This is a genomic window from Thermanaeromonas sp. C210, assembly GCF_013167955.1.
Lineage (GTDB): Bacteria > Bacillota > DSM-521 > Neomoorellales > Neomoorellaceae > UBA12545.
Genome location: NZ_BLWF01000004.1, coordinates 423,929 through 436,209, shown reverse-complemented (window position 1 = coordinate 436,209; position 12,281 = coordinate 423,929). Strand labels below are relative to the sequence as shown.

The following is a 12,281-nucleotide window of genomic DNA, read 5'->3' as shown; positions in this document are numbered from 1 at the left end:
ATTATCCGCAGGAGGTGCAAACTAGCAATGAGAGAGATAACCTATCGGGAAGCCCTTCGAGAAGCGCTTCGAGAAGAAATGATTAGGTCTCCCGAGGTCTTTGTAATGGGCGAAGACGCGGGAGTCTTTGGTGGTATATTTGGTGTAACAGCCGGCCTAATGGCTGAATTCGGTGAGGAGCGCGTGCTGGACACCCCCATTTCTGAGGCTGGCATTGCAGGCGCTGCCGTCGGTGCAGCCATGGTTGGCATGCGGCCAGTGGCCGAGATTATGTTCGTGGACTTCCTGACTATTGCCATGGACCAACTGGTCAACCAGGCGGCCAAATGGCATTACATGAGCGGTGGAAAATTGAAGGTTCCCATGGTAGTTCGAACCCCGACGGGAACGGGGAGGCGCACCGGTGCTCAGCATTCCCAGAGCCTAGAAGCGTGGGTAGCCCACGTACCAGGGCTTAAGGTCGTCATGCCGGCCACTCCTTACGATGCCAAGGGTCTTCTGAAGGCTGCCATCCGGGATGATAATCCAGTAGTCTTTATTGAGCATAAAATGCTGTACAACGACAAGGGCCCGGTACCCGAGGAGGAGTACCTTGTTCCTTTAGGTAAAGCGAAAGTTGCCCGAGAGGGTAGGGACGTGACCATAGTAGCTACCTCCCTCATGGTCAAGCGGGCCTTGCAGGCGGCATCTGCCCTTGCCGAGGAGGGTATTGAGGCGGAGGTCGTTGATCCGCGGACCTTGAGACCCCTCGACATAGATACGATTATAGCCTCCGTGCAGAAAACCGGTAAGCTTCTCATTGTACATGAGGCAACCACCTTCTGTGGATTTGGCGCTGAGATAGCCGCGCAGGTAGCGGAGAAAGCCCTTTATAGCCTGGACGCTCCCATTGCACGCCTAGGCGCGTGGGAAGTACCCATACCCTTTAGCCCGTCCTTAGAAGACAGAGTGGTACCCAGGGTTGAGGACATTGTGGAGAGGGCACGAACCTTGGTTCGGGAGAATATTTGAAGGGACTTTCTTCTTAAGGGCATTATAGGAAGGGTGGAGAGGAATGGTTGCGCAGGTAGTAATGCCCCAGGTAGGTATTACCACTACTGAGGCTAAAATCATACAGTGGCTAAAGAAGGTAGGAGAAAAGGTAACTAAAGGGGAACCTCTCTTCGAGGTTGAAACGGACAAGGCCACCATGGAGGTCGAGGCACCAGCGGACGGCTTCTTGGTAAGAATAGACGTTGGAGACGGTGCCACGGCAGAGGTTGGCCGCGTCGTAGCGCTTATAGCAGACAGTCCGGACGCCGATATCTCCTCCGTATCTCCGGCAAGCAAGGTGGAGAAGGCCCTTGCAGGTCAAGGGGAAGGGACAAAGGCGGAGAAGGAGCCTGACGCCAAGGTAGGAGAGAAGGAACCGGCGAAGGCTGGTAGAGACAAGTTCCGGATCACTCCCCTTGCGAGAAGGATTGCCAAGGAGGCAGGCCTGAGCAACGAAGAGCTCGCTAATATTAAGGGCAGCGGTGCCGGCGGCATTATTAATAAGGCTGACGTCCTCTCATATCTTGAAGGGAAGAAGGCCGCGCAACCTCCTGCGGAAGCCCGTCGGCCAGCAAGTGCTCAGGCTCCGCGGCCCGTGGCCAAGGAGGAAGGGGACCAAGTCGTAGAACTGACGAGGATGAGGCGCGCCATAGCGCAGCGGATGTGCCAAAGTGTTCTCGAGGCTCCGCAGTTTTGGCTCGGTGTAAATGTCAAGGTGGACCGCCTCCTGGAGTTCCGCGACCGCGTTAACCAGCTTCTTCCCAAGGAAGAGCGCATTACCGTGACAGACATGATAGTCAGGGCGTGTGCCTTGGCCCTTAGGGCGTATCCCCAGGTTAACGCCACCTTTACCGAAGAAGGAATACTGCTTAAAGGCCGGGTTAATGTTGGAATCGCGGTAGCTATCGATGAAGGCCTGATTGTCCCTGTAGTTAAGGATGCAGACAAAAAGGCTCTTCGTGAGATTGCAGCAGCAAGGCGGGAACTGGTCAAGAGGGCCCGCGAGGGAGTTCTCTCTGCCGACGAGCTCACGGGCGGAACCTTTACAGTTAGCAATCTAGGCATGTTGGGCATAGATGAGTTCAAAGCTATTCTCAATCCTCCCGAGGCCGGTATACTTGCGGTAGGTCAGACCCAGTCTGCGCTAGCATTGATAGACGGAAGGGTCGAAGAGTATAAATTTGTGGCTCTGAGGCTTACCTTGGACCACAGGGTAGTGGATGGAGCCTTGGGAGCTCGGTTCCTGTCGGAGGTCAGAAGGTTATTGGAGGAGCCCTATCTCCTTGTTTAGACTGAGGTCTGCGGAAGATTGTGCGCGGAAGGGGATGGAGGAATGCGTCCTTTGATTGTAATAGGGGGAGGGCCGGCCGGTTATGCGGCCGCCCTCACCGCTGCTAGAAAAGGTCGAGAGACGATCCTTGTTGAGGAAGCAGAACTCGGTGGCACATGCTTAAATCGCGGGTGTATTCCCACAAAGGCACTAGCTAAGTCGGCGGGCGTATTCTCCCTGCTGAAGGGCGCCAAGGAATTTGGGATCCGTAGCTCCGACGTCGGGGTAGATTGGGCGTCCGTCATGGCGAGAAAGAAGTCCATTGTGGATGGGCTGCGGCGTGGCCTGCAGGGCCTGATAAAGGGCGCTGGTATATCCGTTGTAAGTGGGAGGGCAACCTTACAGGGCGGCGGTAAAGTGGAGGTAGTTGACGCGTCTGGGAAGGCCACGGCCCTGGAAGGTGATGCTATCATCGTCGCCTCGGGATCTACGGTAAAGAATCCTTTTCCGTGTGCTATTGACGAGAAGGATATATTGTCTAGCACGGGAATACTGGAACTAGCGGAGTTACCGTCTAGCCTGATAATCGTCGGGGGCGGCGTGATTGGCCTAGAGTTTGCCAATATATTTAACTCTCTGGGTGTCAAGGTGACTGTAATTGAGGCCCTGCCTCGGCTCCTGTATGGGATAGATGAGGAAGCTAGTACTTTGCTAATGAAGATCTTAAAGGCGCGGGGCGTCGAATTCAGGCTGTCGGCCAAGGTGTCCAAAATAGAGAAGGCCAAGGGTAAGGTTCGTGTTTCCCTTGAGGGCGGCAATGGTGTTGAAGAGTTTGTTGCCGATAAGGTTCTGCTGGCGGTGGGACGTGCACCCAATGTTAATGGCCTTGGGTTGGACAAGGCGGGTGTTCAGGTAGAAGGCGGTCGCATCAAGGTGGACGCCAAAATGAGGACCACCGCAAAAGGTGTATATGCTGCGGGAGATGTAATAGGTAATCCTATGTTGGCCCATGCCGGTTTCTTGGAAGGAGAGGTGGCCGCGAGGGTGGCCTGTGGCGAGGAGGCCTCCGTAGACTGGAGGGCAATCCCGTCGTGTGTTTACACTACCCCCGAGATCGCCCAGGTTGGCCTATCCGAAGAGGAGGCTCGGAAGCAGTTCGATAAGGTAATCGTGGGTAAGTATCCCTTGAGGGGTAACGGCAGGGCTTTAATCGAGGATGAGGGCGGCCAAGACGGATTCATTAAGATAGTTGCCGATCGGAAGTACGGCGAAGTGCTAGGTGTTACCATGGTGGGTCCCTTTGCTACGGAATTAATCGGGCTGGGTGTCCTAGCTATTACCAATGAGCTGACCATTGACCAGATGGCAGACACCGTGCAGGGACACCCGACTGTGTGTGAGGCCATTCGCGAGGCTGCGTTAATAGCGGTGGGAAGGCCCCTGCACTTCGGGCGCTAGCTCGAGGTCGGGTGACAATCTGTTCATCCCCAGGGAGGCGGACTAAGTGGGTAACGTTCTGGTTAGAGTAGACGTTTCTACGGGGACGATAACCCGTGAAGAGTTGGCGGAGGAGTATAGGTGCCTCGGTGGACGCGGGTTAATAGCAAAGATAGCGATAAACGAAATCGATGCCCATTGTGACCCGATGGGCCACCAGAACAAGCTGATAATTGCTCCCGGACTGCTGGGGGGATACAACATACCGTCGGCCGACCGTTTGTCGGTTGGTGCAAAGAGCCCGTTGACGGGCGGCATAAAGGAGAGCAATGCCGGGGGGACTACGGGTCGCGCTCTGGCTCGCCTGGGGATAAGGGCTGTTGTTCTGGAGGGCAAGCCTGCTACCGAGACGCTGCAGATACTGGAAGTTACTGCAGATGGGTGTAGGTTAGTGTCGAAGCCCGAACTAAAGGGGCTAGGTATATATGCCACTACTGCCAGGCTGCGCGAGGAGTACGGCGCGGAAATTAGCCTCATGGTGATAGGCCCGGCGGGCGAGTTGGGCCTAAGGACTGCCTGTATCGCCAATCTGGATCCGGAAGGTAGACCAACGCGGGTGAACGGAAGAGGCGGTCTCGGTGCGGTAATGGGCAGTAAGGGGATTAAGGCAGTCGTAGTTGACGCCAGAGGAGCTAAGTCGAGAGGTGCCCGTGGTCCGCGGCTGACGAGTGCTATTAAGGAGTACGTAGATGCTATCAGAAGTAATCCGGTTACGACGACTTACCGGGAGTACGGTACGGCAGGCAACCTGGCGCTGTGTAATGCTTTAGGTTGCTTGCCGATACGCAATTTCAGCGTGGGTTCTACCGAACTTGCTGATAAGATTGGTGGTGACCGGTTGAGGCAGATTATACTCGAACGAGGGGGTTTACCATCTCATAGGTGTATGCCCGGGTGTATCATAGGCTGCTCCAACGTTTATGTTGACACTGAAGGACGAGAGGTGGTTGCCCCTCTTGAATACGAAACAATTGGCCTGTTAGGGTCAAACTGTGGAGTTTTTGATCTGGATGCCATAGCCCAGCTTAATTACTTATGCAATGACGTGGGGGTTGATACGATCGAAGTAGGCGCTGCATTAGGAGTGGCTATGGAGGCCGGATTACTGGATTTTGGCGATTGGCAAGGAATGTATAAGGTAATTGAAGGCATAGTACGAAGAGAGTTACTCAGCCTGGTGATAGGAGCGGGCGCAGTTGCCACCGGAAACGTGCTCAACGTGAGCAGGGTACCAGCGGTTAAAGGGCAAGCTATGGCAGCGTACGATCCGAGATCGCTCAAGGGACTGGGTGTTACTTACGCGACTTCACCCCAAGGGGCCGATCATACGGCAGGGATAACGCTGCGGATGAATATTGATCACCTTGATCCTAACGCACAGGTAGAAGCCTCCTTGCGTGCGCAAGTAAGGGCAGCTATGGTGGATACGGTAGGCCTGTGTAACTTTGCCTCGGCAGGACTTGGCCCGCGCCTCGATATATTGGCCAGGCTGGTCGAAGTGGTGGTAGGCGGTGCATGGAGCGAAGGTAGGCTTTTAGAGCTAGGTAAAATGGTACTTCTAGACGAGGTGAGGTTCAACAGTACGGCAGGCATTAGCCAGGAAGGTAACGACTTGCCCGAGTTTATGCGGATGGAGGGCTTAGCTCCACGGGACAGCCGGTTTGATGTCCGAGTAGAAGACCTTAAGAGGTTTGCCGAACTACTAAATAAGGTTTGTTGATTCAGCCACGTGAGATTGTTTTAAGGTGGCCCCACACCCCCCCCTGCACCGATTTCCGCGGCAAGTTTCCTTACCACTGTGGGCGCAAAGCAGACATATGTGAGGGCAAGCAGGATCTAGCCTCCTGTTGCGCCGTTAAGCCGACGTGCCGAGGGCTCTCGTCCCATTCGGTGCAAGCAACTTCATGTGTACGAGACGCCATTGCGTTTACCTGCCGTCCTGTAGGCCGTAATGCCCATGATATATATTCAGGGGAGCGGTGAAGGTTACGTGGAACCTGTAAGAGCCACAGAGCAGGAAGGAGTGAACGGAACGAGGTTGCGGCAGGTAACGCGGGGAAAGGAGGAGGATACGCTGCTGATAACGGGCTACGCCAAGTTACCATCTACCATTGCCGCGTCCAAACTTTATGAGGTTGTGGCAGTGGCCGTGGAAGTTAGGCCCGAAGACGGTGAAATAATTGATGTTGACTGTATCTTACCCACTATAGTAGCCCGTAGAGTTGTAAAAGAAATTGCGATAGGGTACAAGTTAAGTGACGGCATTGAAGGGTTAATAAAAGAAATAGAGAGGCGTTATTGTGGTAATACGCACAAGGACGTGATTATTGCATTTCGTGTTATCTACGATAAATATAGGGCCTATCGAGAGGGCAGGCCGTTACAACAAATCGAAGAAAGAAGTAAGCACAGAGGGTAGAGCCATTTTGTTTGCGGGTGAGTAAGTCGGCCTTACTCGCTGAGTAGCAAGCAGGACCTGGCTTAGGGAGAAGGAGTCTCTTCTTAGTCAGGTTTTTATTTTCTTAGGCACACGCCGATGCCGGCGAGCGATTTGTCGGGACGTAATTATAAGCCGGGCAGCAAGAAACAGTATGGGCCTTGGTTTTCTGGGTTTGGGAGGGGGTGGATCAAGACAATGCAGGAAAAATGAATTCCGCGGGGTGAACTACGCAGCAGGGTTATGTCTAGTGCTGTGGCGGCTGAGTTGACCAAGGATTGTACGACCGTCGGAACGAGCGGCTTTGTCCCTTCTGGCTATCCCGAGGCTATGCCTTAGCCCTCGCGGAAACAGAGCGCAAAATATGGAAAGGAGTGTGGTTTGAGACATGGTTATGCAAGAACTCTTGCAAGAACTAGAACAGCGGTTATCCAAAGTCAAAGCGGGCGGTGGCGATAAGCGCATAGCCAAACAGCACGAGCAAGGGAAAAAGACGGCGCGCGAGCGTATCGAGACCCTTTTGGATGCGGGTAGCTTCCAAGAGATGGATGCCTTTGTTGCCCACCGCTGTACCCTTTTTGGCATGGACAAGACTGAGGCACCGGGGGAAGGAGTGGTTACCGCTGTCGGCACTATTGACGGTCGGCCCGTGGCCGTCTTTGCTCAGGATTTTACCGTATTGGGCGGGTCCCTGGGGGAAATGCATGCCAAAAAGATATGTAAGATTATGGACCTAGCCATGAAAGTAGGCATGCCTATAATCGGACTAAATGACTCGGGTGGCGCTCGTATTCAGGAAGGAGTTGATGCCCTGAGCGGCTACGGCCAGATTTTTTGTCGCAACACCTTGGCCTCGGGCGTAGTACCCCAGATCGCAGCCATCATGGGACCGTGTGCCGGAGGAGCGGTGTACTCCCCCGCTCTCACGGATTTTGTTTTCATGGTCCAAGGAACCAGCGAAATGTTCATTACCGGCCCCCAAGTGATAAAAGCCGTAACAGGGGAAGAAGTCAGCGGTCAGCAACTCGGCGGGGCACTGACCCATAACCAGGTAAGTGGTGTAGCCCACTTTGCGGCAGAAGATGAGGATCATTGTTTTAGACTTATTCGCGGCCTCTTGAGCTATCTTCCCAGCAACAACCTCGAAGACCCTCCTGTGCTGGACACGGGGGATGATCCGGCCCGAGAAGTAGATGAATTGCTTAACATTATGCCCGACAATCCGAACAAAGCCTTTGACATGCGGAATATTATAACCCCGACGGTGGACCAAGGTAGCTTCTTTGAAGTACAACCCTTATATGCGCCCAACATCATCACCGCCTTTGCTCGGCTTGGCGGCCGTCCTATTGGGATCATAGCCAACCAACCGGCGGTAATGGCCGGGTGTCTGGACATCAACGCTTCAGACAAGGCGGCGCGGTTCATACGGTTCTGTGATGCGTTCAACATACCCATAGTTAACTTTGTGGATGTACCTGGATTTTTGCCGGGCACCAACCAAGAGTACGGGGGTATTATCCGCCACGGCGCCAAGATGCTTTACGCATATTCCGAAGCGACGGTGCCCAAAATCACCATAATTATTCGCAAGGCTTATGGCGGAGCTTATCTGGCGATGTGCAGCCGGGACCTGGGAGCGGATCAGGTTTTTGCCTGGCCCTGTGCCGAGATTGCGGTTATGGGACCTGAGGGGGCGGCCAATATCATTTTCCGTAAGGAAATCGAAGCGGCGGAAGATCCGCAGAAGGCGTGGCAGGAAAAAATCGCCGAGTACCGGCGGCTGTTTGCGAATCCGTACGTGGCCGCCGAAAGAGGCTATATCGACGCAGTTATAGATCCGCGGGCAACCCGGCGGTACCTGGTGTGGGCTCTAGAGCTGTTGGTGACCAAACGAGAGAGCCGGCCGCCCAAGAAGCACGGCAACATTCCGCTGTAGCTCAGAAGGGGTGATTTATGTTGCAAAATCAGATGAGCCCTATCGTGCTGTCAATAGTTAACCTCAGTATCGTGTTTGTCGTCCTATTCTTTCTGGCAGTAGTTATCAAAGTCATTAAGGCGCTGGCCGACGCCCTGGGGGCGGCGGGTAAGGTCAAGAAGCAGGTCCCTCAAGGGGCAGCAAGCGAAGTGGAGGGGGTGGCAGGGGAGGCCGATAAGCTGAATTCGACCAAGATAGCTGCCGCCTGCGCTGCTGTGGCGGCTTGTCTGGCGGATGAAAACTTCGAAGTGGTCAGCATAAGGAGGCTCGGCTCCTCTGAACGTTGGGTACAAGCCGGCCGTCTGGAAAACACCATGTCTTCGCTTACATTGAAGAACGGGAGGTAAAGAAAATGCGGCAATTCCGAGTTACTGTTAACGGAGAGAGCCTTGTGGTAGAAGTGGAGGAAATCAAGGGAGGGGCTACCAACCCTCAAACTAGAACTGCAAGCGCGGTGTCAATGCCTACGCAGGTTCCCCGTCAGGCATCCTCCGTTCGAGGATCCGCGGCGTCGGGAGGGCCTACAACAGGCGATAACATTACCGCCCCCATGCCGGGCAATATCCTGAGTATCCAAGTTAAAGAAGGGGAACATGTCAAAGCCGGCCAAGTGCTGCTGATTCTGGAGGCCATGAAAATGGAGAACGAGATTGTGGCGCCCAGAGACGGGACGGTCAAAAAGATTTGCGTAACAGTGGGGCAGTCGGTAAATACGGGTGACCACCTGATCTCCCTAGAATAAAGCCTGAAAAGGAGAGAATTAGGGATGGATGTCATAGAGAGGGTTTTTGAGCTTATTAACACCACCGGCTTCGTACAACTTACGTGGGGAAACTTAATTATGGTCGGCGTGGGGTGCGTCCTTCTGTACCTGGCTATTTTTAAGGGCTTTGAGCCCTTGCTGTTATTGCCATTAGGATTCGGCTGTATCCTGGCCAATTTGCCGGGTAGCGGTATCATGGCCGAAGGGGGGTTGTTGCGCTATCTTTTCTTCGGCGTGGAAAAGGAAATATTTCCGTGCCTTATTTTCCTGGGCGTAGGCGCGATGACCGATTTTGGCCCCCTGCTTGCCAATCCTATGACCCTTCTGCTGGGCGCTGCAGCTCAGTTGGGCGTGTTGGTAGCCCTTTACCTGGCAGGGCTTGTCGGGTTCAACATTGAAGAGGCGGCCTCCATCGGCATTATCGGCGGGGCCGATGGCCCTACGGCCATATATCTAACAATGAAGCTGGCTCCTCATCTCCTGGGAGCCATCGCCGTGGCCGCCTATACGTATATGTCGCTAGTGCCGCTGATTTTACCGCCGGCCATCAAACTTTTGACCACCAAGCGTGAGAGGCAAATAGTCATGGAGCAGCTTCGCCCGGTTTCTAAGTTCGAAAGAATATTGTTTCCCATATTGTGCACCACCGTTATGGTCCTGGTGTTGCCGCCTGTTGCGCCGTTGGTGGGTATGCTCATGCTAGGTAACCTTATGCGGGAATGTGGTGTAGTTGACAGGTTATCTAAAACGGCCCAGAATGAGCTGATAAATATCGTCACTATTTTCCTGGCTACGTCCGTGGGTGCTACTATGGACGCCGCCAATTTCCTGACCCTGCGCACCATTCAAATAATCATTCTGGGCGCGGTCGCCTTCTTCTTCGGTGCTGTGGGCGGGGTACTGCTAGGTAAGATCATGTGCGTACTTACAGGCGGTAAGGTTAACCCGATGATCGGTGCGGCAGGGGTTTCCGCAGTGCCCATGGCCGCACGTGTTGTGCAACGAATGGGCCAGCGAGAGAATCCGGCCAATTTCCTCCTCATGCACGCCATGGGACCCAATGTTGCCGGGGTTATAGGTACTGCTACTGCGGCTGGAGTTTTTCTAGCGCTGTTAAGATAGTCTAAAACTTAATAGGAGCAATGTGGCATAAAGGTCTTGGCCATTAACGACGGCCATCGCAAAGGCCACAATACAGCTAGAATGCTGGAAGCCGTACTGCAGGAAGCACGGAACTTAGGGGCCCAAACAGAGCTATTAGAATTAAGCGATTACAATATAAGGCCATGTCATGCCCTAATATGGGCACCCTTCTTAGCTGTCCGAGGAACAACAAGAAGTATAGGGACGGGAAGGATTGACCGTGATAAGGCTGGTGGGCGCTTTTTCCGATGGCGAACTCTACCTTATTGAATTAGCTGTGGGAGGTAAGGGCTTCCGCAAATTTATCGGCCCGTGGCTACTAAGGATTGGGGACCGGCGGCTTTTAGTGGACCCGGGTCCGGCTGTTGGGCTGCCGTTCCTGGTAGCCGCCCTACGCGAGTTAGGCACCAATCGGTTAGATTACATCCTTCTTACCCATATTCACCTAGACCATGCCGGAGCGGTGGGGGGCTTGTTGGATTACTTTCCGGAAAGTGCCGTATTCGCCCATCCTAGGGCTCGAGAATTTTTGGAGAGTCCTACTCGGCTGTGGGAAAGCAATGTCAAGGTTCTGCGTGAGCTCACTTACTTTTCTGGGCCGATGAAGCCGGTACCTGCTGAGAGACTTGTTGAACAGGTACCCGAAATAAGGGTCATAGAAACACCTGGTCATGCCCCGTACCATTTGAGCTTTTTGTGGCGGAATTTTCTTTTCGCCGGCGAAGCCGCTGGAGTCTATTTGGACATGGGGGATGGATTCTACCTGAGGCCGTCCACTCCCACGAAGTTTTCCTTCGAAACCGCGGTCTTGTCTTTGGAGACCCTTCTACGGTTAGCGGGTGATGATACTACCATTTGCTTCGGCCATTTTGGCTGGGCGTCCAGAGGTAAGACAATGCTCAACCTTGCTCGCCAACAACTATATCGCTGGGAAGCAATAATCATAGCTACCTGTCGGCGTGTAAGAGTCCGGGAGGAAAGGGAATGGTTGTCGCTCCTGGGGAACGAGTTGCTTAGCCGGGATCCTTTGCTGCGGGGTTTTGAGCGGCTGGAGCCCGATATTAGACGAAGGGAGAGGTACTTTCTAGAAAATAACCTTAAAGGCTATCTAGAATACTTGATCCCCACTTCTCTTAGGACAGTCAGAATACCGGGGCAAGGGGTAAACCAGTAAGGACTAAACCGGCCTCAGACAACTGCGTCCCGAAAAACTTGGGTAAAGGGGGATGATGCGGGTTATGGATAAGGTGCTAGAATCGCTTATTAAAGTATTGCCTTTTTTTAAACAGGTGTACCCTTTTGACTGCATGATAGCTGTGTCCGATACGCAGAAGTTCGTTTACTATATTCCTGGCGCCAAAGTTAAGATCGAATCTCTGGTAGGTAAACCTGTTCGACCGGGCGACGGCTTATGGGAGGCAGTTAATGAGAAGGAGATTCAAGTAAGCGTCATACCCAGAGAGCAGTGGGGGTTTCCCTTCAAAAACATTAGTATCCCCATTATGAATGAGGAAGGGAATGTTGTGGGAGCGATGGGAGTTGGCTTTAGTCTGGAGAACCAGGAAATGCTCCAGGAAACTGCTCAGACCCTCGTAAGTTCCTCGCAATTCATTCTGGCCTCCAGTAAGGAGCTATCGGCGAGTGCCTCATACCTCTATAATCGGGTGGAAGAACTCCGTCGGCTAAGTAGCGTCATGATCAAGGGATTGGACAGGACAAACCAGATACTGGCCTTCGTGGAGGACGTCGCAAGCAATACGAACCTATTAGGACTCAACGCGGCGATAGAGGCAGCCAGGGCAGGGGAGTACGGGAGAGGATTCTCCGTTGTGGCTGATGAAATGAGAAAGCTTTCGGCTAGAAGTGCTGCTTCTGTACAGGAGATAAGGAAATATTTGGAAGAAATTAATAAGGAGATTGGTAGCCTCGGCACCCTGGTGGCTGATTTGCAAGCACTAAGCTCCAAACAAACCTCGGCGGTGCAAGAGATGGTAGGAGTAATAGATTCCTTTACCCAGCTAGCCGAGAAGCTTCAGGACCTGTCAAGTAGGATTTGACGGTTCTGACGAATACTGTTGAAAAGTGTGGGGGACGGTGGTTAGCTGCTCCTTCCTACCCGATGTTTGCCTAATCTCCCATTTCAGGTCGCAGGTTTCCCATG

The 12,281-nt window shown here is 53.4% G+C and carries 12 protein-coding genes; all 12 read left to right on the top strand.

Features of this window, described 5'->3' with window-relative positions; translation table 11 throughout:
* Window positions 1–27: 27 nt before the first annotated feature.
* Complete coding sequence (locus tag TAMC210_RS12520) at window positions 28–1,011, top strand: alpha-ketoacid dehydrogenase subunit beta (RefSeq protein ID WP_173299126.1); 984 nt, start codon at window positions 28–30, stop codon at window positions 1,009–1,011.
* Window positions 1,012–1,054: 43 nt separating this feature from the next.
* Window positions 1,055–2,323 (top strand): dihydrolipoamide acetyltransferase family protein, encoded by a 1,269-nt coding sequence (locus tag TAMC210_RS12515; protein WP_173299125.1) that lies wholly within the window; start codon window positions 1,055–1,057, stop codon window positions 2,321–2,323.
* Window positions 2,324–2,365: 42 nt separating this feature from the next.
* Complete coding sequence (lpdA, locus tag TAMC210_RS12510; RefSeq protein ID WP_173299124.1) at window positions 2,366–3,760, top strand: dihydrolipoyl dehydrogenase; 1,395 nt, start codon at window positions 2,366–2,368, stop codon at window positions 3,758–3,760.
* Window positions 3,761–3,806: 46 nt separating this feature from the next.
* Window positions 3,807–5,519: an aldehyde ferredoxin oxidoreductase C-terminal domain-containing protein gene (locus TAMC210_RS12505; protein ID WP_173299123.1), complete on the top strand. Its 1,713-nt coding sequence runs from the start codon at window positions 3,807–3,809 to the stop codon at window positions 5,517–5,519.
* Between the two features lie 237 nt (window positions 5,520–5,756).
* The gene (locus TAMC210_RS12500) at window positions 5,757–6,218 is read left to right on the top strand and encodes a DUF3870 domain-containing protein (RefSeq protein WP_173299122.1); all 462 of its coding nucleotides are present in this window, start codon (window positions 5,757–5,759) and stop codon (window positions 6,216–6,218) included.
* Window positions 6,219–6,624: 406 nt separating this feature from the next.
* Window positions 6,625–8,175: an acyl-CoA carboxylase subunit beta gene (locus TAMC210_RS12495; protein WP_173299121.1), complete on the top strand. Its 1,551-nt coding sequence runs from the start codon at window positions 6,625–6,627 to the stop codon at window positions 8,173–8,175.
* A 17-nt stretch (window positions 8,176–8,192) separates the two neighbouring features.
* Window positions 8,193–8,561, top strand: a complete 369-nt coding sequence (locus tag TAMC210_RS12490) for an OadG family protein (protein WP_173299120.1) — start codon at window positions 8,193–8,195, stop codon at window positions 8,559–8,561.
* Window positions 8,562–8,566: 5 nt separating this feature from the next.
* Entirely contained in the window at window positions 8,567–8,956 is a 390-nt protein-coding gene (locus TAMC210_RS12485) for a biotin/lipoyl-containing protein (protein WP_173299119.1), read from the top strand.
* A 24-nt stretch (window positions 8,957–8,980) separates the two neighbouring features.
* Window positions 8,981–10,099: a sodium ion-translocating decarboxylase subunit beta gene (locus tag TAMC210_RS12480; RefSeq protein WP_173299118.1), complete on the top strand. Its 1,119-nt coding sequence runs from the start codon at window positions 8,981–8,983 to the stop codon at window positions 10,097–10,099.
* Window positions 10,100–10,135: 36 nt separating this feature from the next.
* Window positions 10,136–10,390, top strand: a complete 255-nt coding sequence (locus TAMC210_RS14025) for an NAD(P)H-dependent oxidoreductase (protein ID WP_217267379.1) — start codon at window positions 10,136–10,138, stop codon at window positions 10,388–10,390.
* Window positions 10,341–11,294, top strand: a complete 954-nt coding sequence (locus TAMC210_RS12470; protein ID WP_173299117.1) for an MBL fold metallo-hydrolase — start codon at window positions 10,341–10,343, stop codon at window positions 11,292–11,294. Before TAMC210_RS14025 ends, TAMC210_RS12470 begins: the two co-directional genes overlap by 50 nt.
* Before the next feature lie 64 nt (window positions 11,295–11,358).
* On the top strand, window positions 11,359–12,177 hold the full coding sequence (locus TAMC210_RS12465; RefSeq protein WP_254388663.1) for a methyl-accepting chemotaxis protein: 819 nt from the start codon (window positions 11,359–11,361) through the stop codon (window positions 12,175–12,177).
* Window positions 12,178–12,281: the final 104 nt, after the last annotated feature.